Annotated in this window: 26 protein-coding genes; 12 read left to right on the top strand and 14 right to left on the bottom strand. The window is 36.2% G+C overall.

Annotated features, from left to right (window positions below; genetic code table 11):
* Nucleotide 1 precedes the first annotated feature (1 nt).
* Both ACZZZW_RS14345 and ACZZZW_RS14340 read right to left on the bottom strand, forming a co-directional pair.
* Nucleotides 2-1837: a UbiD family decarboxylase gene (locus ACZZZW_RS14345; RefSeq protein ID WP_463494327.1), complete on the bottom strand. Its 1836-nt coding sequence runs from the start codon at nucleotides 1835-1837 to the stop codon at nucleotides 2-4.
* 105 nt (nucleotides 1838-1942) lie between these two features.
* Nucleotides 1943-2422 carry a Dps family protein gene (locus ACZZZW_RS14340; protein ID WP_463494325.1) on the bottom strand — a complete coding sequence of 160 codons (480 nt, stop codon included), beginning with the start codon at nucleotides 2420-2422 and terminating at the stop codon, nucleotides 1943-1945.
* 282 nt (nucleotides 2423-2704) lie between these two features.
* On the opposite strand from ACZZZW_RS14340, the gene ACZZZW_RS14335 reads away from it, so the two are divergent.
* Nucleotides 2705-4234: a muramidase family protein gene (locus ACZZZW_RS14335; RefSeq protein ID WP_463494323.1), complete on the top strand. Its 1530-nt coding sequence runs from the start codon at nucleotides 2705-2707 to the stop codon at nucleotides 4232-4234.
* Nucleotides 4231-4881 (top strand): uridine kinase family protein, encoded by a 651-nt coding sequence (locus tag ACZZZW_RS14330; protein WP_463494321.1) that lies wholly within the window; start codon nucleotides 4231-4233, stop codon nucleotides 4879-4881. The genes ACZZZW_RS14335 and ACZZZW_RS14330 overlap by 4 nt, the downstream gene beginning before the upstream one ends.
* Nucleotides 4882-5126: 245 nt before the next feature.
* Here ACZZZW_RS14330 and ACZZZW_RS14325 read toward each other — a convergent pair whose 3' ends face one another.
* The 5 genes from ACZZZW_RS14325 to ACZZZW_RS14305 form a co-directional block, all read right to left on the bottom strand.
* Nucleotides 5127-5786 carry a CoA transferase subunit B gene (locus ACZZZW_RS14325; RefSeq protein ID WP_055911530.1) on the bottom strand — a complete coding sequence of 220 codons (660 nt, stop codon included), beginning with the start codon at nucleotides 5784-5786 and terminating at the stop codon, nucleotides 5127-5129.
* A 74-nt stretch (nucleotides 5787-5860) separates the two neighbouring features.
* Nucleotides 5861-6577 carry a CoA transferase subunit A gene (locus ACZZZW_RS14320; protein ID WP_463494319.1) on the bottom strand — a complete coding sequence of 239 codons (717 nt, stop codon included), beginning with the start codon at nucleotides 6575-6577 and terminating at the stop codon, nucleotides 5861-5863.
* Between the two features lie 296 nt (nucleotides 6578-6873).
* Entirely contained in the window at nucleotides 6874-7965 is a 1092-nt protein-coding gene (locus ACZZZW_RS14315; protein WP_463494317.1) for a PQQ-dependent sugar dehydrogenase, read from the bottom strand.
* A 504-nt stretch (nucleotides 7966-8469) separates the two neighbouring features.
* Complete coding sequence (locus ACZZZW_RS14310) at nucleotides 8470-10848, bottom strand: endonuclease MutS2 (RefSeq protein ID WP_463494315.1); 2379 nt, start codon at nucleotides 10846-10848, stop codon at nucleotides 8470-8472.
* A 1-nt stretch (nucleotide 10849) separates the two neighbouring features.
* Nucleotides 10850-11383 (bottom strand): DUF4296 domain-containing protein, encoded by a 534-nt coding sequence (locus tag ACZZZW_RS14305; protein ID WP_463494314.1) that lies wholly within the window; start codon nucleotides 11381-11383, stop codon nucleotides 10850-10852.
* A gap of 93 nt (nucleotides 11384-11476) precedes the next feature.
* Between ACZZZW_RS14305 and ACZZZW_RS14300 the strand changes: the two genes are divergently transcribed.
* From ACZZZW_RS14300 to ACZZZW_RS14285, 4 genes are all read left to right on the top strand, one after another.
* Entirely contained in the window at nucleotides 11477-12178 is a 702-nt protein-coding gene (locus tag ACZZZW_RS14300) for a YggS family pyridoxal phosphate-dependent enzyme (protein ID WP_463494312.1), read from the top strand.
* Between the two features lies 1 nt (nucleotide 12179).
* Nucleotides 12180-12647 (top strand): N-acetyltransferase family protein, encoded by a 468-nt coding sequence (locus ACZZZW_RS14295; protein ID WP_463494310.1) that lies wholly within the window; start codon nucleotides 12180-12182, stop codon nucleotides 12645-12647.
* 1 nt (nucleotide 12648) lies between these two features.
* On the top strand, nucleotides 12649-13917 hold the full coding sequence (locus ACZZZW_RS14290; protein ID WP_463494308.1) for an aspartate kinase: 1269 nt from the start codon (nucleotides 12649-12651) through the stop codon (nucleotides 13915-13917).
* A gap of 145 nt (nucleotides 13918-14062) precedes the next feature.
* Complete coding sequence (locus ACZZZW_RS14285) at nucleotides 14063-15250, top strand: class I SAM-dependent methyltransferase (protein WP_463494306.1); 1188 nt, start codon at nucleotides 14063-14065, stop codon at nucleotides 15248-15250.
* Between the two features lie 212 nt (nucleotides 15251-15462).
* Here the strand turns inward: ACZZZW_RS14285 and ACZZZW_RS14280 are convergent, their stop codons facing one another.
* From ACZZZW_RS14280 to ACZZZW_RS14265, 4 genes are all read right to left on the bottom strand, one after another.
* Nucleotides 15463-15660 carry a cold-shock protein gene (locus tag ACZZZW_RS14280; protein WP_463494304.1) on the bottom strand — a complete coding sequence of 66 codons (198 nt, stop codon included), beginning with the start codon at nucleotides 15658-15660 and terminating at the stop codon, nucleotides 15463-15465.
* 210 nt (nucleotides 15661-15870) lie between these two features.
* On the bottom strand, nucleotides 15871-16506 hold the full coding sequence (locus ACZZZW_RS14275) for a peroxiredoxin (protein ID WP_463494302.1): 636 nt from the start codon (nucleotides 16504-16506) through the stop codon (nucleotides 15871-15873).
* A gap of 160 nt (nucleotides 16507-16666) precedes the next feature.
* The gene (locus ACZZZW_RS14270) at nucleotides 16667-17764 is read right to left on the bottom strand and encodes a S1C family serine protease (protein WP_055911565.1); all 1098 of its coding nucleotides are present in this window, start codon (nucleotides 17762-17764) and stop codon (nucleotides 16667-16669) included.
* Between the two features lie 8 nt (nucleotides 17765-17772).
* Complete coding sequence (locus ACZZZW_RS14265) at nucleotides 17773-18339, bottom strand: RNA polymerase sigma factor (RefSeq protein ID WP_055911568.1); 567 nt, start codon at nucleotides 18337-18339, stop codon at nucleotides 17773-17775.
* 205 nt (nucleotides 18340-18544) lie between these two features.
* On the opposite strand from ACZZZW_RS14265, the gene ACZZZW_RS14260 reads away from it, so the two are divergent.
* From ACZZZW_RS14260 to ACZZZW_RS14235, 6 genes are all read left to right on the top strand, one after another.
* A complete protein-coding gene (locus tag ACZZZW_RS14260; protein WP_055911571.1) occupies nucleotides 18545-18766 on the top strand; it encodes a hypothetical protein in 222 nt (73 codons plus the stop codon).
* Between the two features lie 146 nt (nucleotides 18767-18912).
* Nucleotides 18913-19131, top strand: a complete 219-nt coding sequence (locus tag ACZZZW_RS14255; RefSeq protein WP_055911574.1) for a hypothetical protein — start codon at nucleotides 18913-18915, stop codon at nucleotides 19129-19131.
* Between the two features lie 129 nt (nucleotides 19132-19260).
* Nucleotides 19261-19482: a hypothetical protein gene (locus ACZZZW_RS14250; RefSeq protein ID WP_463494298.1), complete on the top strand. Its 222-nt coding sequence runs from the start codon at nucleotides 19261-19263 to the stop codon at nucleotides 19480-19482.
* Nucleotides 19483-19622: 140 nt separating this feature from the next.
* Complete coding sequence (locus ACZZZW_RS14245; protein WP_055911580.1) at nucleotides 19623-19823, top strand: hypothetical protein; 201 nt, start codon at nucleotides 19623-19625, stop codon at nucleotides 19821-19823.
* Nucleotides 19824-19945: 122 nt separating this feature from the next.
* Nucleotides 19946-21292, top strand: a complete 1347-nt coding sequence (gene purB, locus ACZZZW_RS14240) for an adenylosuccinate lyase (RefSeq protein WP_055911583.1) — start codon at nucleotides 19946-19948, stop codon at nucleotides 21290-21292.
* Nucleotides 21293-21379: 87 nt separating this feature from the next.
* Nucleotides 21380-21931, top strand: a complete 552-nt coding sequence (locus ACZZZW_RS14235; protein ID WP_055911586.1) for a NifU family protein — start codon at nucleotides 21380-21382, stop codon at nucleotides 21929-21931.
* Nucleotides 21932-22091: 160 nt separating this feature from the next.
* Here the strand turns inward: ACZZZW_RS14235 and ACZZZW_RS14230 are convergent, their stop codons facing one another.
* The 3 genes from ACZZZW_RS14230 to ACZZZW_RS14220 form a co-directional block, all read right to left on the bottom strand.
* A complete protein-coding gene (locus ACZZZW_RS14230) occupies nucleotides 22092-22880 on the bottom strand; it encodes an inositol monophosphatase family protein (RefSeq protein ID WP_463494295.1) in 789 nt (262 codons plus the stop codon).
* 55 nt (nucleotides 22881-22935) lie between these two features.
* Entirely contained in the window at nucleotides 22936-24087 is a 1152-nt protein-coding gene (locus tag ACZZZW_RS14225) for a prolipoprotein diacylglyceryl transferase (protein ID WP_463494293.1), read from the bottom strand.
* Nucleotides 24088-24361: 274 nt separating this feature from the next.
* Nucleotides 24362-26788, bottom strand: coding sequence for a GAF domain-containing protein (locus ACZZZW_RS14220; protein ID WP_463494291.1), 2427 nt, complete (start codon nucleotides 26786-26788; stop codon nucleotides 24362-24364).
* Nucleotides 26789-26856 lie beyond the last annotated feature (68 nt).

Below are 26856 nucleotides of genomic sequence, written 5' to 3'. Positions count from 1 at the left end.
ATTAAATAATTCCTTGCAGGCTTCCTCCGCTTTTTGCCAAAACATCCAGTTTCTTTTCTGTTTCAGCATCTTTAATTAATTCTGGTGCATGGTGGGGCTTTTTCCGTGCATCAATGATCAAAGAACCTTTGCAACCCCAGTGCTTATTGATTGTAAAATCATTAATACCATATATATCTGCTGCCGGATTACTTCTTGTAAAAGCTACCCAAACCAGGTTATCAACAGTAGCAGCCGTAAACTTGGCATCATCTGCCAATACTATTAAAGGCAATCCTGACAAATCCTGATCAATCAACGCCATATTTAGCAAAGCAATTTCAGCCGCAGTTTTTTCAGGATTTAAATATTTATTACTTTCTAAAACAAGTACGCCAGGCATGGCGATCTCAGGCTGATAAAACCCATCACTCAATTTCAATCCATCAGGAATTTTATTCCAAAGTTCCCGCTTTTTATCGCCTGCGGCAGCTATTACAACTTTTGATCCGCTGTTCAGTCCGTCGCCACTATAATCAAGTGTATCAATTGTGGTATTGGTATAAAAATGAACATCACGGGTTAAGTCGATCCGTGTTAGAATATGTTGAATAAAATCTTCAATATGATGGGTATTCAAATGTTGATCATCTTCCTTGGCTGCGATAAACAGGTATTTGGCCAAACTCAATTGGTTTTTACCCAAAATATGATTCGCGATAGTTAAAATTTCCTGCGGTCTTCTTTCCTTTAAATAGGGCGTGTAACGCTCGCTGCCAATGGCAAAAAGCAAAGGATGCACGCCTGCGGCGTCAACAGCATGAACTTCTTTTAAACCATGTATTTCTTGTGGTATTGCCGAACCTGTAATTTCGTGAATTAAAGCACCGAAACTGGTATCCTCTTGCGGTGGCCTGCCTACTACGGTAAACGACCAGATGGCATCCCTTTTATGATACACATTATGCACTTTCATCAAAGGAAACGAGTGCGTTAGGCTATAATAACCTAAATGATCACCGAATGGACCTTCTGGCTTATTTTCATTTGGATAAACAGTACCCGTAATGATAAAATCTGCATCTGCAGAGATACAAAAACCTTCATCATCATAAAAGTAACGGAATCTTCTATCCCCCAGGGCTCCCGCAAAAGTCATTTCAGAAAGACCTTCAGGCAAAGGCATAACAGCTGCTAAAGGGTGTGAAGGTGGGCCGCCGACAAAAACACTTACTTTTAAAGGTAAACCTAAGGCATTGGCTTTTGATTGATGCACGCCTATACCCCTATGAATTTGATAATGCAAGCCAATCTCTTTATCCTGAATATAATCGTTTCCACCTAATTGAATGCGGTACATACCTAAATTGGCATTTAAAACACCAGGTTTATCTACATCCTCAGTGTATACCTGCGGCATGGTTACAAAAGGGCCGCCATCCATAGGCCAGTTTACAATTTGCGGCAACTGACTGATGGTCGTTTTTAAAAATTTGTTTTTTGCAGAAGGTGTTTTAAGTGGCAGCGCAGAAAGGGCCGACATTGCCGTACCTGCATATTTGAAAGGATTCTTCAGAGCCTTCATCGGATCGTTTCGGAGCGAAACCAATTGTTGTACTTTTGGCAAAGTATCCCTAAAAATAAATTTTGACCGTTCTAAGGTACCAAACAGGTTAGAAACTGCCGGAAAAGGACTTCCTTTTACATTTTCGAATAATATTGCAGGCCCTTTATTTTCGTAAACCCTTAAATGGATGGCTGCCATTTCTAAATAGGGATCTACTTCTTCTTTTATTCTGATTAAATGACCGTGCTTTTCAAGATCGGATACACATTCTGCTAAACTTTTGTATGCCATGCCCAAAGATAAATAATTAGATTTTCTGAGAAACAAAAAAGCCCTATATAAGCAGATTTTACAATAATGCTACTTATTTAGGGCTTTCAACAAGATCATTTGACTCTATTTTTTTCCTGCAAAAGAGCGTAACATCCAGGTGTTTTTCTCTTTAAATTGCATAAAGCGGTTTACCATATCATTCGAACCGTCGTCTCCGGCAGCATCAGTTGCATCTAAAAGTTCTCTTTCCAATTCAATCAAGGTAGCCATATCGTCTAAAATTGCACCAACCATATCAAGGTCTTTAAGGCCAATAGTATCAATCTCTTTAATTTTAGATTCTTTAATGTAATCCGCAAAACGGCTATGTGGAGGTTTACCTAAAGTTAAAACACGTTCGGCAATTTCATCAATGGTTAACTGCGCATTGGTATATAATTCTTCAAACTTTACATGAAGTGTAAAAAAGTTTTGCCCTTTAATATTCCAATGGCAACCTCTCAGTTTTTGGTAATGGATGTGGTAATTAGCCAGGTAATCGTTTAAAAGATCAACAACTGGTTTAACTTCTTTTTCGTTTAAGCTTATTTCTTTGGCGTCCATTTTGTTATTATTTATGGTGTATTTTAGTGTCTACCTAACAACCCAAATTTATAAAAGTTTTATCCAATTTTGTCTTTTGAACAATACGTTATTTATTAGATCGTTTAATATTCAATATTACAGGGATAACAATTTTATAAACATTTGTTAATGAATAGCATACCAACATCAGCTTAATAAAGTCATCTTATTTTTACCCTAAAACGAGAAGCATAACATAGGCTGATTAACAATATTATTCGTATAATTGCTCCCTTTGACTTAAAAATTTACATAAAATAAATGCATAAAATATATTTATCTGCTGTGGTGTTATTTGCTTTAAACATTGCAAATGCCAAAGCCAGTACAGCAAGAGACTCTATCGGTGTAGAAAATAATAAAGGCAAAAAACTGATTGTTCACCAAACCGTTGCAAAGGATACTTATTATTCCATCGGACGGAGATATAATGTTGCCCCTAAAGACATTATCGCCTTTAACGATAATAAGTACCTTCAGGTTGGTATAATTATTAAAGTACCAACAAATATTCCTTTCACTGCAACAGGATCAACCGCTACTGCACAAACTCCAGGTGCTGCTACCGGTAATGTGATTGAACATACCATTAAGGCAAAGGAAAATTTAAATATGCTGGCCGAAAAATATGGCACAACCATAAATGAGATTAAAGCTTTAAATAACCTAAGCGGAAATAATTTAAGCATTGGTCAGGTATTGAAAATTCCTGTAAAAAATGGAGAACAAACTGCTACAGCTGCTCCTGTAACGCCGCCGCCAGTAAAAAACAATACAGAAACTCCACAAACCAATACACCATCTGCTGATCAAACCATGATTGAGCATACTGTTGCACCAAAAGAGTTTTTAGGTAAAATTGCCGAGAAATATGGTACTACCGTAGAGGAAGTAAAAAAAGCCAACAACCTTTCGGGAAATAATCTCCGTATAGGGCAGAAACTTAAAATTCCGGCAACTAAAAATATCAATGATAATAAGGTTGTAACAGCAACTGCTGAAGAAAAACCAGTTCAGGAAAATAAACCTACTGATGCATCAGGAACACATACTGTGCTAAGGAATGAAACCATTTTCACCATTGCCAAACAATATGGCATTACTGCTTATCAGATCAGAAAACTAAACGACCTTCCTGATAATGCGATTACCATTGGACAGGTTTTAAAAGTTCCGGGAGGTATTGTTGCCGAAGTTCAGGTTCCGGTAGAGAAACAGGCAGAAACAAAAGTTAAAGAAACACCAGTAACAAAAGAAGAAAGTTTTATCCATATAGTAGCTACCGGAGAAAATATTTTTTCAATTGCAAAAAAATATAACCTAACTGCTTTTCAGATCAGGACAGCTAATAAATTGGAGGATAATAACATCAAAGTTGATCAGAAACTGATTATCCCGAAACCACCACAACCAAAGTCGGTTAATGATGCTTCGAAAGAAGACCAGGAGAATGAACCGGACAGTACCATGGTAAAAGACCCCAAACTGCGTCGCGATCCGAGTGTTTATGGCTTGAGTCAGATCGAGGAAAAAGGTACCGCAGTATGGATTGCCGATCAGGATCTTGATGGCACAAAAATGCTGGTTTTACACCGCACAGCACCTGTAGGAAGGGTAATTAAGATTACCAACCCAATGACAAACCGCACAACCTTTGCAAAGGTTGTTGGTAAATTTACAGAGAACGAATCCACAAAAGATGTTATCATTGTAATGACTAAAGCAGTAGCCGATTCACTGGGCGCTTTAGATAAACGTTTTTTCTGCAATTTAACTTATAGTGCTCAATGAGTTCGAACAAAAAGCCTTTCATTATTGGCATTGCCGGTGGTAGCGGATCGGGTAAAACTTTTTTCTTAAACTGCTTTCTTCATCATTTTAAACAAGATGAGGTAACGCTTGTATCACAGGATGATTATTACATTCCGGCTGGCGACATGACCCAGGAAGAAAATAAGCTTTACAATTTTGATCTGCCATCAACCATTGATAGCGAACAGTTTTTAAGAGACATAAAGCAATTAATGAGCGGTGAAGTTGTTTATAAAAAGGAATACAATTTTAACAATCCATTAGCCGTAGTTAAAATACTCGAAATTAAATCCGCACCAATAATTATCGTTGAAGGTCTTTTTATTCTTCACTTTAAAGAAATAGCTATGCTTTTGGATCATACAATATTTGTTGATGCAGATGAACAGGTTGCTTTAGACCGGCGCATTAAACGCGATGGACTGGAACGCGGTTATCCCGAAGAAGATGTATTGTATAAATGGCACAACCATGTTGTACCCGCTTATAAAGAATACCTACTTCCCTATCGTGAAGCATGCAACAAAGTGGTGATGAACAACACCAACGAACCAGATGAAATTATCGCCATTACTGAAGATATTTCGAACGATTTAAGGAATAGTATTTTAGTAGATATACATTAAAATGAAAGAAGTCAAGTTTTTAAAACTTGACTTCTTTTTTTTCGTAAAGAATCGTTATTCCAACTTGATTTGGAATCATAATGCCTTTATAGCTTTACAGAATCTACTAAGCCCCCCTTCGGGCCAGAGAAGATCATCTTCGTCTGCCTGATTTGTATCCCCACAAACCACCACTTAATCCAACCTCATTTCAGGTATCTTCCCCCTTCGCTATTACCGTGGTTTGTGTCCCCACAAACCACCACTTAATCTAACCTCATCTCAGGGATCTCCCCTTCCACTACCAATCTCCCCGCAGTAGATTTTTGTATAAACTCGATACTCACACCAGGGGCACGCTCCAAAAGTTTAAAACCACCTTCAGGTAAAACATCTAAAACAGCCAGCTCAGTCACAATTTTTTTGATACACTTTACACCCGTTAATGGCAATGTACATTTCGGTAACAACTTGCTTTCGCCTGCTTTATTAATATGCTGCATGGCTACAATAATATTTTTGGCCGATGCCACCAAATCCATTGCTCCTCCCATCCCTTTAACCATTTTACCAGGAATTTTCCAGTTCGCGATATCGCCATTTTCCGAAACCTCCATGGCACCAAGAATAGTTAAATCTACTTTCTGCGAACGGATCATCCCGAAACTCATCGCTGAATCAAAAATAGATGATCCGGGTAAAGTGGTAATGGTTTGTTTGCCGGCATTAATTAAGTCGGCATCCTCTTCTCCCTCAAACGGAAATGGCCCCATACCGAGTAAACCGTTTTCTGATTGTAACACTACGTTAATGCCCTTTGGAATATAATTGGCAACCAAAGTGGGTATACCAATGCCAAGGTTAACATAGTATCCGTCTTTTATTTCTTTAGCAATGCGCTGAGCGATCTCTTCTTTTGAAAACATAAAAATTGTAAATAATTGAATGTTGGATGATGGAATAACTGATTTTTTTTATGACTGAATGTTCGAAGCTGCTACTAAATTTCAGACTCGTCACTCCTCTTCCTCACCGTTCGTTGTTCAATTCTTTTTTCGTAATCCTTACCCTGAAAAATTCGATGCACATAAATACCCGGTGTATGAATGTAATCTGGATCAAGTTCACCAGCCGCTACCAATTCTTCAACTTCGGCAATGGTAATTTTACCAGCCATGGCCATTACAGGATTAAAATTCCGACTTGTTGATCGGAAGATTAGATTACCTGCTGAATCCCCTTTCCATGCTTTAACAATTGCAAAATCAGCATCGAAGGCATGTTCCATTAAATAATCTTTACCATCGAAATTGCGCACCTCTTTTCCTTCTGCCACTTCTGTACCTACGCCTGCGGGAGTAAATATAGCAGGCATACCATATCCCGCAGCCAAACATCTGGTAGCCAAAGTACCTTGCGGAATAAGATCTACCTCAAGTTCACCGCTAAGCAACTGCCTTTCAAACTCCGCATTTTCGCCCACGTAAGAAGATATCATCTTTTTAACCTGACGCTGTTTAAGCATTAAACCGATCCCAAAATCATCTACCCCGGCATTATTGGAAATACAGGTTAAATTTTTCACCTGTTTGGTTACCAAAGCATTTATACAATTTTCCGGAATACCACAAAGGCCGAAACCACCGAGCATGATGGTAGCACCATCTGATATATCTTTGATGGCTTCTTCAGCACCAGATACCACTTTATTTATCATTTTATGAATTTTTGGTTAGTTCGCTAAATTACAAATTGCCTTCATAAATGATGCATTTATAATTTTTAAATCCAATAGGAATACTAATCAATTGGAATTAATCTAAATAACCATTATATTTGTACTGCAATGATTTACGAGAGAGAAGATAGCCTATTCACATTACCCACCGATCCTGAGTTTCAAAAAGGAATGGGTTTTATTTTCAGCTGCACTGCTGAGCACAAAAAATGTTGTGAGAAATTTAAAAAAGGTAAGCGTTGTAAAAAATGCCCCGGAAATAAAAAGAAATAAGCTTATTTCGAAATTTCAATAATTTTATCGTCACTTCCATTACTGGTGCAGATATAAATTTTTCCTTCAGGTGATTGGCATACAGCCCTTATCCTTCCATACGTATTCACATAAAAATCTTTTGTAGCTGTAATTTTTGTTTGTGCCTCATCTAGTTTTAGCTGCATCAATTTGGTACCTTTTAGTACCGCCAACAAAAGCGAATTTTTAAATTGCGGTATATAATCAGAATTGTAATATGTTAATCCACTCGGTGCAATGGTTGGTGTCCAATTGATTAAAGGTTCTGCTACCTTATTCAGGCTGCAAAAGGATTGTTCGTTACTTTCATTGCAAAAACCCTTGATGTTCGGCCATCCATAATTTCTCCCTTTTTCGATAATATTAATTTCATCATCAGAATCCGGTCCATGTTCAGAAGAAAATATTTTGCCACCAACCTGAACTAATCCCTGCGCATTACGATGCCCTAAACTCCAAACCGGATTATTGGGAAAAGGATTATCAGCCGGGATTGATCCATCTAAATTTATCCTCAGAATTTTACCAGCCAGCGAATTTAAATTTTGAGGGTTGGCCGTATCAGAGGCATCGCCAGTACTGATAAACAGTTTACCGCCACTTATTAATAAACGCGATCCATTGTGAATGGAAGCTGCCGGAATTTGATCCATTAAAGTCTGTGCACCCGTTAAATTACCACTACTATAAATATATCGCACTACTTTAGCTTTATAGGTGCTTCCGTAACCATAAATTACATAAACGTATGGGTTTGAAGAGAAATCGGGATGGAGTGCCATACCTAACAAACCGCCTTCTCCATTCGTACGCACTTCGCTTATGGTAAGTAATGGAGTAACCTGACCAGTTGAAGGATTTAAGCGACTAATTTTGCCGGCCTTTTCTGTAAACCAGATAAAGTTATCAGGACCATAAACCATTTCCCATGGTAAACTTAAACCAGAAACTAAAACCTTTGATTTTAACGTTACATCAGGTAGTGTTCCTGGATCTTCATTACCATCATTATCATTCTTTTTGCAAGTTGTGGCAACCATTACCACAAAAAGACAGAGTAAGATTTTTTTCATAACCGTAACGTTTTAAAAATAAAACAGTTACGAGCAAAAAAGTTTTATTATTTATCGCCAGCTCCGTCATTTCGAGCGAAGCAAAGCGCAGCCGAGAAATCTTTTAAGATTTATATAAGCCTATCCAAAGATTTCTCCACTACGGTCGAAATGACGGTGGATAGGAATTCACCTCCATACCGCCATCCTCGCGCAGGCGGGGATCTTAACACACCAGTATTATATCAAGATTCCTTGTCAAATCGAATAACAATTTTCATCGCTCGCTCCGTCATTTCGAGCGAAGCAAAGCGCAGCCGAGAAATTTTTAAGGTTTATTTAAGATTATCCAAAGATTTCTCCATTACGGTCGAAATGGCGATTAGATGGGGATTCGCCCCACTTACTAATATTTAAAGTATTTCACCTCTTTACCGTCATCCTCGCGCAGGCGGGGATCTTAAAGCTATTAGACTTGTGCTTGTGTCGATTGGAAACATTCGACACAAGACTAATACTATTTTATCAATTCAAATATACATAGGTAATTCCATCCCCGCCTCTATCTGCATGCTCATCTTCCATCCGGTTTACCTGACTATACTTCCGCAGATATTCTCTAATCATTTTCCGCAGTATGCCATCGCCTTTTCCATGGATTAATTTAATTGATGGAAACCCAAGCATAATGGCTTTATCCAGGTATTTTTCTACCTCATGCAAGGCATCTTCTGTACGCTTTCCACGAAGATCCAATTCGGCCCTGAAGCCAGAAACTGCATCATTCATGCGCCCGGCAAAAGAGTTTGCGCTGCTTTGAATTACTTTTTTTGCCTCCTTATTGCTCACTTTTTGCACACGGTTCTTTTTAACCGTCGATCGTAAATCGCCAATAGCTAAAATCAGTTCATTGCGGTTAATCTCTAAAACTTGCCCAATGGTTTCGCTATCAGTAAACTTTACTAAATCGCCAACCTCAATCTCTCCGCCAACAACAACTTGTACTGGTTTAGGCCGTTCTTTTGGAACAGTATTTTTTACCAGTTCCTTTTGCAAATTCTGGCGGAGTTCTTTAGTAACCTCTTTATCGGCCTGTTTCTCTTTAATTTCAGCAATGGTATTCTCAACCAGTTTATTGGCATTTTTAATGATGTTCTGTGCCTCCTGTTTTGCCTCTTTAATCAGTATTTTTCTGTTTTCCTCTAAAAAGCTTTTTAACTTTTCATTCTCAGCAACCAGGTTTTTAGCCTTATTCTGCTGATTGGCTAAACTCACTTTGGCATCATAAACATTTTTCTTTTCACGTTCCAAATCAACAAGCATGGTATCTACCCTATTTTGGTTAGACCCTGTTTTCTCTCTGGCCAATTGAATCACCTCTTTGGGCAAACCAATATTCTGGGCAATTTCAAACGCATAAGAACTGCCAGGTTTGCCCATTTCTAAAATGTAAAGCGGTTTCATTTTTGCGTTATCGAAAAGCATAGATGCATTTTCCAAACCTGGTGTATTGCCTGCAAAAAGCTTTAAGTTAGAATAGTGGGTAGTAATTACACCCCTAACTTTTTTATTGTTCAATACCTCTAAAACAGCTTCAGCCATTGGGCCGCCAAATTGCGGGTCGGTACCAGTTCCAAACTCATCAATCAGTACCATCGTTTTTGGCGAAGCGTGCTCCACAAAATAGCGCATCTTTTTAAGGTGCGCACTATAAGTACTTAGATCACTTTCTATCGACTGATCATCACCAATATCTGCAAAAATATTTTCAAAAATCCCCACTTCACTATTGGCATCAACGGGTATTAACAAACCGGTTTGCAGCATAATTTGTAACAATCCAACGGTTTTCATACAAACTGATTTACCACCGGCATTCGGACCAGATACCAATACTACACGTGTTTCAGCATCAATATGAATATTTAAAGGAGTAACGCTTTTCTTTTCAGCAGCAAATGATATCGATAAAAGAGGATGCCTTGCATTGATTAATTTTGTTTTAGGTTCTTTTAACAAACCTGGCATTTCTGCCTCAATATCTAACGCAAACAATGCCTTTGCACGAACAAAATCCAACTTGGTAAGGAAACCATGATATGAAATCAATAATGGCGAATATGGTCGTAAGTCGTCTGTTAAAGCAATTAAAATCTTGATTATCTCACGTCTTTTATCAAATTCTAAATCGCGGAGTTTATTATTTAAGGTAAAAACTTCTTCTGGCTCAATATAAACCGTTTGCCCGGTTGCAGATTCATCATGAACAAAACCTTTCAGCTTGCGTTTATTTTCTGCCAAAACCGGAATACACATTCTACCATCGCGTATGGTTAAACTACCATCGGCAACCCAATTATTTGCAATAGCTTGCTTGTAGATCGAATCCATGCGCTTACGCACATCCTGCTCTGCTTTTGAAATGGCTGAAGTAATTTCCTGCAGTTCTTTTGAAGCATTGGGCTTTATCTTTCCTTTGGCATCAATTACGGTTTCAATTTTACGAAGGATATTTTTTTCAATCGGTAAATGTTCAAATAAAGCTTCGAGCGTTGGGTAAACCTCTGCGCGTTCTTCAAAAAACCGAAGTACGGAGAAAACGGTATGCAGTGAAGTATAAACCTGAAACCACTCGTCTTCCAACAGATAAGTGCCTTCTACCCTGATCTTTTCGACCAGCGATTTAATATCAAAAAAAGTATTAATTTGTAAAGGCTCCTGGTTTTGCAGGATACCCTTAAATTCGTTAGTTTGGCGTAAAAATTTATCAATTTGATCAAAACGGGTCATCACCTGCATCTTTTCCACCATCGTTTGTCCCATTGGGCTCAAACAATGTTTGCTGATCAGTTGCCTGATCTCCACAAAACCTAAACGTTCTAAACAGTTTTCGGGATATAACATATTATTGTACGAGTGCCGGAGCGGAGATTGTACTCATCACTTCCGATTTTTTTATATTTATGAGTGAATCGGCCAGTTTTTTCTTTTTAGCAATTTCTGCCAGTGCCTTTACTTTAGATAAAGAATCTGGTTTCATTTTTTTCCTGATCGCAATAGAATCGGCCTTAAATTTCTTTGCAATCACCAGCGAATCTGCCTTAAATTTCTTTTGTTTAATCATTCTATCGGCAATTTCAACCGCTTTTTTCTGCTTAACCAACGATTTTTGGATATTCTTGTACATGGTTTCCAGCTCTTTAGGATTGGTATTGTACCAAATCAGGCTTTTGTTATATTCGGCAGAATCGGTTCCAAATTTCTTATAAATACCCTTATAATAGGCTGCTGCAACTTTTTTAGCTGAATCTACAACGTATATAGTAGAAATATAGCCATCAACCATGTGCATATCGTATAAAATCTTTTCCATTTTATCAGGTTTAATAATGCCGTCAGGAATACCAGGTTTGCAACCAAACCATAATATAGCTGTCATTAAAACCCATATTAATCTTTTCATGCTGAATTAAAATATTATTTTTTGCCCAAATTGCGGCAAGGTTATTAATTTTACCAAAAATAGTTATAAATGAGCATAGCTGATAATCTTAAACAATATAAAAGCGAAGTTGAATCAGATGGGGTTAAACTGATAGCCGTTTCGAAAACACAATCGATAGAATCAATTTTAGAAGCCTACAATGCTGGTCAGCGCATCTTTGGTGAAAACCATGTGCAGGAAATGGTTGATAAGCAGGCGCAACTTCCTAACGATATTGAATGGCACTTAATTGGGCATTTACAAACCAATAAAGTAAAATATATTGCCCCTTTTGTACAACTGATCCACGGTGTAGACAGTTTAAAACTACTCCAGGAAATTAACAAACAGGCAGCAAAAAACAAACGCGTAATAGATTGTTTATTACAGGTTTACATTGCAGATGAAGATACAAAATTCGGACTTGGTTTTGATGAAGTAATCGAATTGCTACGCGATGAGGCTTATGCCGAATTGAAAAACATTCGCATTGTTGGGTTAATGGGAATTGCCACAAACACTAAAAATGAGAAACAGATCACTATAGAGTTTCATGAGCTAAAAGTATTTTTTGATGGCCTTAAAGTGAGTTTTTTCCGCAAGGACGATGCTTTTAAAGAAATATCGACAGGAATGAGTGCTGATTATAAACTTGCGATTGAAGAAGGGAGTACAATGGTGCGTATTGGCAGCAGTATTTTTGGAAAAAGAATTATCAAACATTTCAAGAACGACATTTCAGCCAACTAATATGGATTTTAACATCAGATTTGCAACTGCAAATGATTGCCCAAGAATACTTGAACTGATTAATGAACTAGCAGTTTATGAACGTGCTCCGGAAGAAGTGACAGTAACTTTAGATCACTTTATAGAAGCTGGCTTTGGCAAGCAACCGGTTTGGAAAGCCTACGTTGCAGAAGTGAACAATACAATTGTTGGTTTTGCCTTGTATTATACCCGTTATTCTACCTGGAAAGGTTGCAGATTATACCTTGAGGATTTTATTGTAACTGAAGAATTCAGGGGAAAAGGAATTGGAAAAGTATTATTCGAAAAGGTTATAGAAGAAGCCAAAAACGGCAACTATAGTGGTATGGTATGGCAGGTATTAGACTGGAACGAACCCGCAATTAACTTTTATAATAAATACAAAGCACATTTAGAGAGCGGATGGTTAAATGCAGCTTTCTCTAAAGAACAAATCAAGGCATTTTAATATGGATATTTTTAAATTTGGTGGTGCCTCGGTAAAAGATGCAGATGGTGTAAAAAATCTGGCAAATATAGTCCGCGATTACAAAAAAGGAAATTTACTGATTGTAATTTCGGCGATGGGCAAAATCACTGATCAATTAGAGAAACTTACCCATACTTTTTTAGCGCAAAATAATGAGGCACATGCCATTTTTGAGGAGATTAAACATTTCCATTTCAACATTATAGATCAACTTTTTCAAGGTAAACACCATCCTGTTTATGATGATGTGGCCAATACATTTGTAGAAATTGATTGGTTGATTGAAGATGAGCCGGATAATAATCCTGATTATATTTATGATCAGATCGTTTCTATAGGCGAAGTGGTTTCTACCAAAATTGTAGCCGCTTGGCTAAATGAAACTGGTAATAAGGCTTTATGGGCCGATGCCCGCAACTATATCCAAACCGATAATACCTACCGCGAAGGAAAGGTAGACTGGCCTAAAACCAATCAGATTATTCAAAAAGATTTATTGCCACTTTTGAGTGATAATATTATTGTAACACAGGGTTTTATTGGTGGCACCAGTGAAAATTACACCACAACGTTGGGTAGAGAAGGCTCAGATTATTCTGCCGCTATATTCGCTTCTTGCTTAAATGCCGCCGCCTTAACCATTTGGAAAGATGTACCCGGCGTATTAAATGCAGATCCAAAATGGTTTGATGAAACCGAAAAAATTGCACAGTTATCCTACCACGATGCAATTGAGCTTACTTATTACGGCGCAACGGTAATACATCCAAAAACAATAAAACCACTTCAAAACAAAGGCATACCGCTATTTGTAAGGTCATTTATCCAGCCAGAAGGATCAGGAACAGCAATTACAAAAGATAATAATCCATTGCCTATTCCCTCTTTTATTTTTAAAGTAAACCAGGCATTGATTTCGATTTTCCCGAAAGATTATTCTTTTATTATAGAAGAAAACCTGAGCAATATTTTTGAACTTTTTCATAAACATAAGATCAAAATCAATACCATGCTCAACTCTGCCATCAGTTTCTCAGTAAGTGTTGATGATCATCCTAAACAGATTGAAAAATTGATTAACGACCTTTCTGATGAGTTTACAGTAAAATACAACAAAGGGCTTGAATTGGTAACCATCCGCTATTATAACCAACAAACCATCGATCGTGTAACGGTTGAAAAAGATATTTTACTCGAAGTGAAAAGTCGCCATACCTGCCAAATGGTGATGAAGAATAAAACCGCATAGCACCTGTTCATTGAGAACATTAAATGTATTCGTCTTTTCGACCGCAATGGAGAAACCTATCTAATTTAGATTTCTCCACTTTATTGCAACCGATAGCTATCGGGCCCGGTCGAAATGACAATCTCCTTTGAAATGATATTTAGATATGAACAATAAACTTTTAGCCAAAACAGTACAAGATTATATCAACGCAAATATAAATGCAGATGTAAATCAGATTGCTTTAGCTAAAAGTATGTTTGAGGGGATTACTCCTGGAGAATTGGCAACGCAAATCGCTGCCAAAAAAAAATCAGAAAAGAAATTACCAACCTGGTTTAATGCCGAAAATATCTATTACCCGCCACTACTCTCTATAGAGCAAACTTCCTCTGAAATTACTGCGCAATACAAGTCAAAACTGGTTAAGGGCAATACCCTCATCGATATTACAGGTGGATTAGGAGTGGATGCCTATTATTTTTCTAAAAAGCTGAAAGCCGTCACCCATTGCGAAATTAACTCCGAATTATCAGAAATCGCAAAGCACAATGCAAATTTATTAAAGGTTTCCAACCTTGAATTTAAGGCTGAAGATGGCATTGCTTATTTATTAAACAATGATATACATTTTGATACCATTTATGTAGATCCGGCACGCAGAGCTGAAAAAGGCAAAGTTTTTATGCTGAAAGATTGTACGCCCGATATTGTAATCAACCTGAACCCACTGCTTGAGAAATCAGATAGGATTATCGTAAAAACAGCTCCTTTACTTGATATTTCAGCAGGATTACAAGAACTCAACTATGTTAGCGAAATCCATATTGTGAGTGTAAAGAATGAGTGTAAAGAACTTTTATGGATTATTGACAAAGGCTTTTATGGGCATACAAAAATTGTTGCGGTTACTTTAAATGCTGATCTCGAGAAAACTTTCTCTTTTAACTTTCCTGCAACACCGGTAGCGGTAGCGTTTATTGATAATTTGGCCATTGACGATTATTTATACGAACCAGACGCAGCATTGTTAAAATCCGGAGCTTTTAATTTAATCGGGACTACATACCATCTTAAAAAACTACATCCCCAAACACAACTTTTTACCTCTACGGAAATAAATGTTGATTTTCCTGGCAGGATTTTTAAAATAGAAGCCATACTAACCACAGGAACGCTGAAACAACAAGAAAATTTAAAAGGCAATGTAATTGTTAGAAATTACCCTGCAAAGCCTGAAGATTTGGTAAAAAAGTACAAAATTAAAGCAGATCAAAATCAGTTTTTAATTTTTACCAAACTCGGCAACGGAGAAAATACCATAATTAAAGCGTCAATCATTCAATATTATTAATGTAGTCTTAATTCCGAGCAAAGTGCTACGCAGTTGAAAACCACGTAGTGCCCAGCGAAGCTAAACCTATTTAGAATAGATTGCTCCAGTACGATGAGACTCTGGCGGAAATCACCATTTTTAGCGTTTAAAGTGACATATCACTTAATGCAAAAAGCCTCCCGATTAGGAGGCTTTTTGTTGGTTCAAAGAATTAATTAATATATTATTGCTTAAACTTTTTTTACGTTTACCGCCTGTAAACCTTTTCTGCCTTCAGCTACTTCAAATTCTACTGAGTCGTTTTCTTTTAAGCTTTCTATTCCACCTAAAACATCTTTAAAATGTACAAATAAGTCTTTATTGTCTTCTTGTACAATAAATCCAAAGCCTTTCTGAGTGTTAAACCACTTAACTTTTCCGGTTGCCATAAAAAAATAAAAAATTGTATAAAATAAATAAACCTTTTACGCTTTGATCAGCATTTCAGTCAACCGATTGAATAAAAATTGAATAAACCAACCAGTTTTAGCGTTAATATTGACACAAAACTACCAAATATAATAATTTACACATGGTATACAACCCGATTTTGGCCATTTAACAATAATGTTGCGTTTAAAAAGGGCATACTATTCTTATTATTTATTCGGTTGTGGTGTAGTACGTAAATAGGATTTAACAACTTTGTGTCCTTTAGGAAATTTAGCAGGAATATCTTCTGTTTTAATGCTGTTCACCACAATTACGTCTTCCCCATCTTTCCAATCGGCTGGTGTTGCCACGCTGTAATTTGCGGTAAGCTGTAAAGAATCAATGACGCGTAACACTTCATTAAAATTTCTTCCGGTTGATGCAGGATAGGTGATCGTTAATTTTACTTTTTTATCAGGGCTAATTACAAATAACGACCTTACAGTTAATGTTTCTGAGGCATTCGGATGAATCATATCATAAAGATTAGCCACAGTTTTATCAGGATCGGCAATAATCGGAAATTCAACCGAAGTATTTTGAGTTTCGTTAATATCATTAATCCAGCCCTTATGCGATTCTGCTGTATCAACACTTAATGCTAAAACCTTAACATTTCTTTTCTCAAACTCATCCTTCAATGCCGCAGTTCTACCCAATTCTGTTGTACAAACAGGGGTATAATCAGCAGGATGAGAAAATAATACTCCCCAGCTATCGCCTAAATAATCGTAAAAATCTATTTCTCCAATAGAGGTATTGGCCTGGAAATTTGGTGCGGTATCGCCTAATCTTATACTCATGATAGTTTATATTTTATATTGATTAAAACAAATTTAAACAATAGTATACTAAATACATAGACATAATATTATTTTAGGACATCTAAATTATAAATGCAACAAAAAACCCTGAAGATGATAATCAACAGGGTTTAAGAATATTAATTTATTTGGGGTATAATTAATTATAAGCTTTGATCATGAATACATAATCTTGTAATTTCTCAATCTGTTTCGTCCGCTTTAAGCCAGATAGGGCACTTTTTTTATTCGCTGAGAGTTTGTTCTTACCTAAGGAATCTTGAGGAATAGCCCTCATTGCCTCTAAAATATATCTAGACTTAACAGCAAATGCCGCACCTTCAGTTTGATCTGGTTTACTACTGATAATTCCAACCAAATTACCGTTATTATCTAAAACCGGTCCTCCGCTATTACCTGGATTTACAGCAATGGCCACCTGGTATTGCGTGGTATCGCCTACAAATCCATTTTTAGAACTAACATAACCTTCGCCCAAAACCGCATCATCTTTCGGATAACCTAAAGTATAAACCATTTCACCAATACTACTGGTACTTTTTTTAATGGTATAAGGTAATGAAGAAAGATTATCGAAATTTTTATCACTGATTTTAAGAATTGCAATATCGTTCTGAGGATCGGTATAAACAGATTTAACTTTAAACGACTCACCCCTGTTGTTTTGTACATAAAGTGAATCTGCACCATTAATTACATGCAAATTGGTTAAGATATAACCATTTGTAGAAATGGCAAACCCGGTACCCCCTACACTATTCTGAACAGCTGGCTTTCCAACGGCTGCAGAGGTGCTGTTTATTTTCCTGATTAAACTATTCTGTGTTTTTATGGCTTTATTAACCTGACTACTTAACAACACCAATTGCTCTTTTTGCCTTGTGTTATGCTGTATAGAATATACTGAAACCAATGACAATACCAGAAAAGAAGCAGCAACCGCTATAGCAGATTTATGTTTACGCCATAATTGAACCACACGTGATGGATGCGGCCTTAATGTTGTGGCTAAATGTGCTACATCAATTTCTGAATGAATTTGATTAAGCTGATCTTTCAACCGCAATTGCCCGGCAAATGCTCCCATAGATTCTAAAAAGAACTTATGCGAAACCACCTTATGATCTACTGTGGCATCATTGCGACGTAACTGTTCAAAAGCTTCAGTTTCCTGTGCGTTAAGTTTACCTAAAAGATAATCTTCAATAATTGCATCTAACTCCAAATCGTTTCTCATTTCAATTATTATGGTTGAAAAAATATTTTCTTTAACCGTTGCAGGCACTTGTATTTCTGTGTTTTTGCGTTATCAGTATTGGTATAGCCAAACTTTTCGCAGATATCCTGCATGGATAAATTGTGAATATAAAAATCCTGAATAATGGTTTTACAGGGTTCGCCCAAATGATCGAGTGCAGACTGCATTTTAACAAATTGCAGGTCTTTCTCTTCATGTTGTTCTACATCTTCTTCTACAGCAAATACATCTTCATAATCGGTAATATTGCCTGCTTTTTTACTATTTAAGCTTAATTTCTTTAGCCAAATACGCCGACAAACCGAATAAATATATGTTTTCAGTTTGCTGCTGAGCTCAAAATTGCCTTCCTTAATTTTGTTATATAAAATAATAATAGCTTCTTGATAAACGTCTTTTGCATCATCTTCATCCCCGTTATTGTTGAGGATAAATTGCAAAATCATCGCATAATAAGCCTTGTATAACTTGTTAAGTGCATCTTCGGAGTTATTTAGGATACCTAAAATAACCTCTCTATCTGTTGGAACTGAACTCTTTAAACTGTTATTCACTAGTTAATACATTTTTCGATAAATAGTAACCCAATATTAGACAAAAAAATATTTATAGCTACTATAATTGCTTAATACAAACTTAACCCATACGGTAACCCAAAGCAGGGGGAAAAAAATATTTTAACTTTTTTAAAAATTATCGGGTTACCTTTATACCTTTGCGGCATTAATAAGAAATTAATTACTTAAAAAAATTCAAAAAATGAAAAATGCATTCAAATTAGGCTTTTTAGCTTTAGCTTTATCTTTATCAGTTGTTGCTTGTAACTCAGAAAAAAAAGCTGAAGGTGCTGATACTACTTTAACTGATTCTTCTACTATCGTTACTGATACTACTGCAAAAGATACTACAGTTAAAGATTCTACAGTGAAAGATACTACTGTAAAAGCTACTACAACTACTACAGAAGAAGTTAAACACTAGTTTAATTTTACTCATAAAAAAACGGCTTGAAGACACCTTCAAGCCGTTTTTTATTTTTATTTCATTTTTTTTTATTTTTTTGGGTTACCTTTTTAAATAACCCGTATTAACAGATAAATTAATTAATTACTTAAAAATACTCAAAAATGAAAAATGCATTCAAATTAGGCTTTTTAGCTTTAGCTTTATCTTTATCAGTTGTTGCTTGTAACTCAGAAAAAAAAGCAGAAGGAGCTGATACTACTTTAACTGATTCTTCAGCTATCGTAACTGACACTACAGCAAAAGATACAACTGTAAAAGATTCTACAGTAAAAGATACAACTGTAAAAACTACTACAGAAAAAACTGAAGTTAAACACTAGTTTACCTTACCCATATAAAAAGCCTCTTGATGTTAAATTAAGAGGCTTTTTTATTTTTTATATAAAAATGGGTTACCTTTTTATCTTTTGAGTATAAACAGTATATTTTAACCTAAAACAAAGATCAAAATGAAAAATGCATTCAAATTAGGCTTTTTAGCCCTAGCTCTATCTTTAACAGTTGCTGCTTGTGGCGGTTCAGACAAAAAAGCTGAAGGTGCTGATACTACGGTTACTGATTCATCTACAATTGTTACTGATACTACTAAAGTTGACACTGTTGTTAAAGATTCTACAGTAAAAGATACTACAGTTAAAGCTACAACTGAGAAAACTGAAGTAAAACACTAGTTTAATCAACTAATTATAATAAAAAAGGTCGCGATATTAATATCGCGACCTTTTTTGTTATCTAAAAACGAATTAATTTTTGAGTATTTTGCATAAATTAGTAAATAATTAATTTTAGAACCACAACAAAACACAAAAACATGAAAAATTTATTCAAATTAGGCTTTTTAGCTTTTGCTTTATCATTATCGGTAGCTGCATGTAAATCAGAAAAGAAAGATGGTGCTGCAGATTCTTCTACAGTTGATTCAACAGTTGTTGATACTACAGTAAAAGATACTACTATGAAAGATAGCATGGCGAAAGACACTGCTAAGATGGACAGCACTAAAAAAATGTAGTTTTAGCAACACCTATTTTAAAGGCTTTAGATTTATCTGAGGCCTTTTTTATTTTAGCTTCATTCTTTAAGGGATAAACCGACCATTTATAGTAAATTTGCGGCAAAAATATAATCCGCATAATGAATTTAACATCACTACAAGCTATTTCACCTGTTGATGGGCGTTACAGAAAAACTACCGAAGGTTTAGCTGCTTACTTTTCTGAAGAAGCCCTGATTAAATACCGGGTTTTTGTAGAAATTGAATATTTTATCGCCCTTTGCGAAATCAACTTGCCTGGCTTGGAAAATTTTGATCGAAATCTTTATGCACAATTGCGTCTGATACATGAAAATTTTTCAGAAACAGATGCTTTAGAAATCAAGGAAACTGAAAAAGTAACCAATCATGATGTTAAAGCGGTTGAATATTTCATAAAAAGCAAATTCGATACCTTATCACTTCAAAATTATAAAGAGTTTATCCATTTTGGATTAACCTCTCAAGACATTAACAATACGGCCATTCCATACTCAATTAAATTGGCTTTAAATGAAAGTTATTATCCTGCAATTGCTACCTTAATTGAGAAAATAAATGCCCTGGCAACAGAGTGGAAAGATATCCCGATGTTGGCCCATACCCATGGCCAACCTGCCTCTCCTACCAAATTAGGTAAAGAATTCTTAGTTTTCGCCGAACGTTTGAGCATACAGTTGGCGGGCTTAAAGGCCATCCCGAACAGCGCAAAATTTGGTGGTGCCACCGGAAACTTTAATGCACACCATATTGCTTACCCTGAAGTAAACTGGGTTGATTTTTCGAACGATTTTGTTAACGGAACATTAGGTTTAACAAGAGCGCAACATACCACTCAAATCGAACATTACGATCAATTTGCAGCGCAATGTGATGCATTGAAACGCATCAATAACATCATTATCGATTTGGACAGGGATATCTGGACATATATCTCTAAAAACTATTTTAAACAGAAAATCAAAGCAGGGGAAATTGGATCGTCGGCCATGCCACATAAAGTTAATCCGATTGATTTTGAAAACGCTGAGGGAAATGCAGGGATTGCCAATGCATTATTTGAGTTTTTTGCAGCAAAATTACCGATTTCACGCTTACAGAGAGATTTAACAGATTCTACTGTATTGAGGAATGTTGGCGTACCTTTTGGCCACACTTTAATTGCAATTAACGCTACTTTGCGTGGATTAAATAAAATTTTATTGAATGAAGCTGCTTTACATGCCGATTTAGATGATAACTGGGCTGTTGTTGCCGAAGCCATTCAAACGGTATTGAGAAGAGAAAATTACCCAAATCCATATGAAGCGTTAAAAGAGCTGACCAGAACCAATTCTAAAATCAATGCAGTAAGTATTGCCGAATTTATTGAAGGCTTAGCTGTTACAGAAACTGTAAAAGTACAATTAAGAACCATTACTCCATTTAATTATACTGGTGTTTTTTAGTTGAATTAAATTGACGTTAAGCAGACAGCACCACAAGGTTTTATTAATGAGTAATTGTTAATTTTGTTTATTCAAATTGATTAAGACATGACGATTAACGTATATACAGAACAGACTCCAAATCCAGCTACCATGAAATTCATGGTAAACAAGCTGTTAATTAATGGCAGTGAGGATTTTGCTACTAAAGAAAGTGCAGAACACTCGCCGTTTGCTAAAGAGTTATTTAAGTTCAACTTTGTTTCTGGAGTATTTTTCGCCAGTAACTTTGTAACCATCACCAAAACTGAAGATGCAGAATGGGCAGATATTGAAGCCATTTTGAAAGAATTTGTTAAAGGTGCTGTTGAATCTGAATTAAAAATTAAAGAAGCAACTGCTGAAGAAGCTCCTGCTTTTGAAGGTTCGGAAACTGAAATTAAAATTCAGCAAATTCTTCATGACTACGTTCGTCCGGCTGTAGAGCAGGATGGTGGTGCAATTACTTACAAATCTTTTGATGAAGGTGTTGTTACTGTAGAATTACGTGGTTCTTGTAGCGGCTGTCCATCTTCTACCATTACGCTTAAATCGGGTATCCAAAACTTATTACAAAGAATGGTACCTGAGGTTACAGAAGTTGTTTCTGAAGCGCTTTAAAATTGTGCATTTTTCATAGTATATATAGTGAAAAGGTCCCGATGAGAATCGGGACCTTTTTTTATTGCAAATTAGCCGTCCTGTAAATATTTGTCATGCTAAATTTATTTCAGCATCTTCAAGACTAGACACTGAACTAAATCCAGGGTGACGACATCAATTAAAAGTACTGCTTAATCGCAGTCAACATTTCAGCACTAAGCTTACCGTTAGTTGCTAAAATTTCTCTTTTTTCAAAGTAATCGTTACCCCCGGAAAAGTCGTAAACTTCTCCTCCAGCCTGTTGAACAATGAAGCATCCGGCAGCAAAATCCCATTGTTGCAGATTAAATTCGAAGAATGCATCAAAACGTCCGCATGCTGTATAAACAAGGTCTACTGCGGCTGCACCAATTCTGCGTACACCATGGCTTTTCTGCATCATCTCAGCCAATAATTTCAAATACTGGGGCTGTTTATCAAATTGGTAATATGGAAAACCTGTAGCGAGCAAACTCGATTTCAAATCAGGATTTACAGAAACCTTAATTTCCTTCTTATTTAGAAAGGCCAATCCGCCTTTATAAGAATAAAACATTTCTCCCCTATTTAATTCATACACTACCCCAATTACAGGCAAACCATCTTCGTAAAGCGCTACGCTTATGCCATAAGCAGGGATACCATGTATAAAATTGGTTGTACCATCCAAAGGATCGATAATCCAGGTGTGTGTTTTACCTGTTCTGTTGATGGTTTTTTCTTCGGTGATAAAACCAGCATCAGGAATAAGTTTTTCGAGGTTTTGAACCAGTTTCTGCTCTGCTGTTTTATCAACATAGGAAACCATATCATTTAAACCTTTGTATTCAATTTTTTGGGCATCAAATTGCATCGCTTCTTTGCGGATAAAGTTTCCGGTAAGTTTTACAATAGAGATTACCTTATTGCATAGTAATTCGTAATTCATAGTTATTTAACAACAAAAATGTGCTGTTGTTGGATTTTAAATGAACTTATTGATCTTATTGAGCCAGTTTATTTTTATTTCTTAAGGCATAAGCACTTAAAGCAATACCGCCAACCACAAGAAATGTAGAAATCATTTCGGCTTGTGTAAAACTTAAACCAAAAACATGGTATTTTGAATTAACACGAATTAATTCGATGCAGAAACGTTCTATACCGTTCAAAATCATATAAATACCAAACATTAAACCAGGTGCTTTTATTTTATCTCTGATGCGCCATAAAAAAGCGAAGAGAATTAAACAGATTATTACTTCATAAATTGGTGTTGGATATACACCCTGCGCAAGTTCGTAACAAAATTTACCATTGCAGCCCGGAATTGGAATCCCTTCTCCTACTACATTGTTTGGGTATTTGTACGACCAGAGCCAATCTGGCAGCCAAGAAAATGGCTTTGGATTATTGTTTACAATTCCCCAGTCTCCATCTCCAGCCAGGTGGCAGCCGATACGGCCTACTGCGTAAGCGAGCATCATGCCTGGTCCACCAACATCAAGCATGTGCAAAGGTTTAATACCGTACCTTTTTGCAATAATTAGTACTGCGGCACCACCACATATTAAGCCACCATAAAATGTAAGCCCACTAAATGATAACAACCTTTCGATGGGGTGCTGAACGAAATCATCAAAATATTCTAAATTATCAAAGAATTTTGCACCCAGGAACCCCCAAATTGCTGCCCAAACAATTAAATTGCTCATGGTTTGGTAAGGGTGAATGGTTACCAGTGTTTCTTTTGGTTTATCCAGTTTATGTTTATTTTTTTCGGTATAATCCCAGTAGGCAAACAGCCCTGCAAAAAACAAACCCCCAATTAAATTGCCTTTGGTAGACATTAAAATACCTTGAGCATCGTTTACAAAAAGTTTGTAATTCAATAATGCATAAACCAATTTGTAGCCAATTAAGAAACCAAAAAGCCCATTCATGATCAGCTCTGAAGTAGTGGCTGGTTTACCAACTGTAATTGTTTTTTTAATTGGGTGGAGTATGCCCAGTGCTTCTTTACGCTTAAGTTCTTTAGTAAAAGCCCAATAACCAGCTACAAAGGCCAATGCCACAAAAACACCGAACGTATTAAATGGAAGTGGCAAATTAATGCCAAATAAATATTCTAAAAAATGTGAAACGGTAGGAAACATACAAATAATTTGTTGCGAAGATAGGAAAGAAAGACCAAAGCTGAAAGCTTAAACACTCGAGGCAAATGAGAAACACTTAAATGGAAAAGCAGAGATAAAAAGACTGGCTGTTGAAGGTTTAAAATTATAAATAACACACTCATTTATAGGTGCTTATCAAATAAACTCACAAGCTTCATCTGTTATTTGAATAAAATAAAAAAATCCCCTGGCGTTATGCCAGAGGATTTAAATTTATTATTATTAAAATAATTTCAGCTCCTTAATTTGAGCATTAATGCTGTAATACTTTAGCGATTTCCTTTTCGATAGATTTTATCTCTTTAGGTTTAAGCTTTTTTGCTGCATCGGCCTTATTACCTGTTTTACTTTCGGGGTACTTTACTCCTACTCTTAAAGCTTTTAAGCCAGAAACACCTTGTAATTCATCCAGTTCCAATTGCTCTAAATCATCATTTAAATAACCCTGAACCTGCATGTATTTAATGTACTCCATATATTCTTTGGCTTCTTCGGGGTTAAAATAAACCATGGCAATTTTATGGGGCTGTGTTAAACGTTCGGTTGTTCCTTTAATTAGAACTTTATCTATTCGTTTCTTAACTACCTCGTAACGGATGTTATATGCACCTTCTACATCAAACCGACGTTCATCATTTCTAAAGCTGATATCGATCGCATTTGAATGGATAAAAATCAATTGGGTAGTTTCCAATGGCCGTGGCATTTCGCCAATTAAGCCTTTAGATAAACGTGCAATATCAACCATGGATGTTAACTGCCAAAGGCGGATATTTTTCAGGTATAAGAGATCAAAAGGTTTATCGGGAGCAATTTCCTGACCGATGTAAATATCATACTCCACACCATCTGTTCTAAATTTGGCGAAATAACATGGATAGGAAGCCTGTAAATTTGCTTGTGATTTTTCTAGATATTGACTAACCTCTGTATTGATCAGTTGCATTGATATTTCCAGTTGCCTGCGATTTGCAAAAGCTGCTCCGGTTTCTGGAATAATGACTTCGAAATAACGGTCGACAAATTCAGCAGTCTGAGGATAATTTCCTTTAATAATCGACAGGAAAGGGTAAACTTCTACCTCTAAAAACTCATTCAGTTTGTTTTCTTCGTTGGATGAAGCGAAATCTCCGATACGTTTTATCCAATCTTTACAATTGAACAATAGCTTATCTGTTAGCTCTAAAGAAACATGTTTACGAATCGATTTTAAGGTATCAATTAAACTGTTCAATTGCACTTCCATATCATCTTTTAAAGCCTTATTGCGCTCAATGGTGGAGTTGCGGATATCAATTGCACCAAATAAAGGATACATGTGTTTAAAAGTGATGGTTTCAATCTCCTTTAACTTATGGTAACTGTTGTTTTGTTGAAGAAAATGCCAAACAGCCTCGTTAAACTTCCATTGTACAGAGGGTTGCAATGCTGTAAATTTATCCATCAATACTTCATCCATTTTCGAATCGAATTCTTCGATACTGTATTGGAAAAGCTGACCTATTAGCGGCATTGCAGGACGCAATCTTGATAACAACTTATCATCAACCAAAACTTCCTCGTTAGAATACACTTCTAAAACACCAGCCAATTGGGTATTGTAATAAATTGGCAGTACGGAATAAGAACAAACGCCTGCTGCTTTTAAAACCCTTAAAAACGGATCTTTATCAATCTGATCGTCGTTTATTGCACTAACGAAAATGGCCCTTGGGTTTTCTTTATATTTATCTACCAGTGAGTAAAAAACTTCTTCTTCGAGATTGGATGATTTAGCGGAGTTGATGAGCATACTCTGCGAAAATTCCTTGTTATCGAAAACCAGCTTATTGTTAACGGTTAAAAAAGGCATTAAACCAAATTCCAGTTTTCCGTTTCCGCTAAGGGTTTTTAAAGCATGGATTACGTGGGTATATGCTTCTGTTTGGTAATTGTGGTTAACCAAGGCATCGCGTATACCATCAATTGCATGCTGTAAGGTAACATCTGTTATCGAAATGATACTGAAACCCTCGAAAAGGAAATTTTGCAATGGTAAATGCTCTACCAGGTAGTCCAATTCGGTTTCATCCTGAAAATGTTTACCAAGTTCTTCAAAATTAAGTTCAGGCAGGTCTCCTTTGTGCATAATATCAACAAACTTTGTATCTGTTTGAATATTATAGTATTGCGTAAGGGTGGTTTCCTGATTAATGTGAGCATAAATAATCTCATTTTTCAATACTGAGGTGAAATTATAAAAACGCCCCAAGATGATATTGTAGATAAATTTAAGCTGTTTTTTCTCAACAGGCTCGTTATCTTTCGTTACCTTATTTTTAGGATCGTGATCCTTAAAAAATTTATAGAATGCATTGGTACTGAAGAAAATCTGATCTGGAATTGGGGTACTTAAAGCCCAAAACAAATCATCTTCGTTATCCATTAAAGGTGTTAGAATGGTAAAAATTAATTCTAAAGTATCTTTATATTGGGATAAATCTTCGGCACTGATGTTGCCAAGCAGCACATCGTCTTTTTCAATTTTTTGAAGTAAAAACCTGTAAAATTCTGATTTTACTGATTTCTCTGTTTTCAACCTGCCTTTTAAATACTCCACAAGGGGGCGAAAAGACAGTGATGATTCTACCTGGCAATGTATACATTCATTTTTGTGTATCTGTATTACATTGGTATTCATTGTATAAGTTTGCTATAGTGTAAAATTTATAGTTATCTATTTAGTTACTAATTCATTGCAAAGATACA

This window comes from Pedobacter sp. AC379 (genome assembly GCF_979258145.1).
The sequence above is the reverse complement of the archived record's forward strand: the minus strand, read 5'-3'. Positions and strand labels throughout refer to the sequence as shown.

Coding starts and splice junctions, on each gene's coding strand:
- ACZZZW_RS14305 (WP_463494314.1), bottom strand. CDS start 11,383: ATGACAGCTATATTATGGTTTGGTTGCAAACCTGGTATTCCTGACGGC.
- ACZZZW_RS14300 (WP_463494312.1), top strand. CDS start 11,477: ATGAGCATAGCTGATAATCTTAAACAATATAAAAGCGAAGTTGAATCA.
- ACZZZW_RS14320 (WP_463494319.1), bottom strand. CDS start 6,577: ATGATAAATAAAGTGGTATCTGGTGCTGAAGAAGCCATCAAAGATATA.
- ACZZZW_RS14220 (WP_463494291.1), bottom strand. CDS start 26,788: ATGAATACCAATGTAATACAGATACACAAAAATGAATGTATACATTGC.
- ACZZZW_RS14315 (WP_463494317.1), bottom strand. CDS start 7,965: ATGAAAAAAATCTTACTCTGTCTTTTTGTGGTAATGGTTGCCACAACT.
- ACZZZW_RS14325 (WP_055911530.1), bottom strand. CDS start 5,786: ATGTTTTCAAAAGAAGAGATCGCTCAGCGCATTGCTAAAGAAATAAAA.
- ACZZZW_RS14235 (WP_055911586.1), top strand. CDS start 21,380: ATGACGATTAACGTATATACAGAACAGACTCCAAATCCAGCTACCATG.
- ACZZZW_RS14255 (WP_055911574.1), top strand. CDS start 18,913: ATGAAAAATGCATTCAAATTAGGCTTTTTAGCTTTAGCTTTATCTTTA.
- ACZZZW_RS14280 (WP_463494304.1), bottom strand. CDS start 15,660: ATGGCAACCGGAAAAGTTAAGTGGTTTAACACTCAGAAAGGCTTTGGA.
- ACZZZW_RS14295 (WP_463494310.1), top strand. CDS start 12,180: ATGGATTTTAACATCAGATTTGCAACTGCAAATGATTGCCCAAGAATA.
- ACZZZW_RS14260 (WP_055911571.1), top strand. CDS start 18,545: ATGAAAAATGCATTCAAATTAGGCTTTTTAGCTTTAGCTTTATCTTTA.
- ACZZZW_RS14230 (WP_463494295.1), bottom strand. CDS start 22,880: ATGAATTACGAATTACTATGCAATAAGGTAATCTCTATTGTAAAACTT.
- ACZZZW_RS14330 (WP_463494321.1), top strand. CDS start 4,231: ATGAGTTCGAACAAAAAGCCTTTCATTATTGGCATTGCCGGTGGTAGC.
- ACZZZW_RS14285 (WP_463494306.1), top strand. CDS start 14,063: ATGAACAATAAACTTTTAGCCAAAACAGTACAAGATTATATCAACGCA.
- purB (WP_055911583.1), top strand. CDS start 19,946: ATGAATTTAACATCACTACAAGCTATTTCACCTGTTGATGGGCGTTAC.
- ACZZZW_RS14225 (WP_463494293.1), bottom strand. CDS start 24,087: ATGTTTCCTACCGTTTCACATTTTTTAGAATATTTATTTGGCATTAAT.
- ACZZZW_RS14310 (WP_463494315.1), bottom strand. CDS start 10,848: ATGTTATATCCCGAAAACTGTTTAGAACGTTTAGGTTTTGTGGAGATC.
- ACZZZW_RS14335 (WP_463494323.1), top strand. CDS start 2,705: ATGCATAAAATATATTTATCTGCTGTGGTGTTATTTGCTTTAAACATT.
- ACZZZW_RS14270 (WP_055911565.1), bottom strand. CDS start 17,764: ATGAGAAACGATTTGGAGTTAGATGCAATTATTGAAGATTATCTTTTA.
- ACZZZW_RS14340 (WP_463494325.1), bottom strand. CDS start 2,422: ATGGACGCCAAAGAAATAAGCTTAAACGAAAAAGAAGTTAAACCAGTT.
- ACZZZW_RS14250 (WP_463494298.1), top strand. CDS start 19,261: ATGAAAAATGCATTCAAATTAGGCTTTTTAGCCCTAGCTCTATCTTTA.
- ACZZZW_RS14275 (WP_463494302.1), bottom strand. CDS start 16,506: ATGAGTATAAGATTAGGCGATACCGCACCAAATTTCCAGGCCAATACC.
- ACZZZW_RS14245 (WP_055911580.1), top strand. CDS start 19,623: ATGAAAAATTTATTCAAATTAGGCTTTTTAGCTTTTGCTTTATCATTA.
- ACZZZW_RS14345 (WP_463494327.1), bottom strand. CDS start 1,837: ATGGCATACAAAAGTTTAGCAGAATGTGTATCCGATCTTGAAAAGCAC.
- ACZZZW_RS14290 (WP_463494308.1), top strand. CDS start 12,649: ATGGATATTTTTAAATTTGGTGGTGCCTCGGTAAAAGATGCAGATGGT.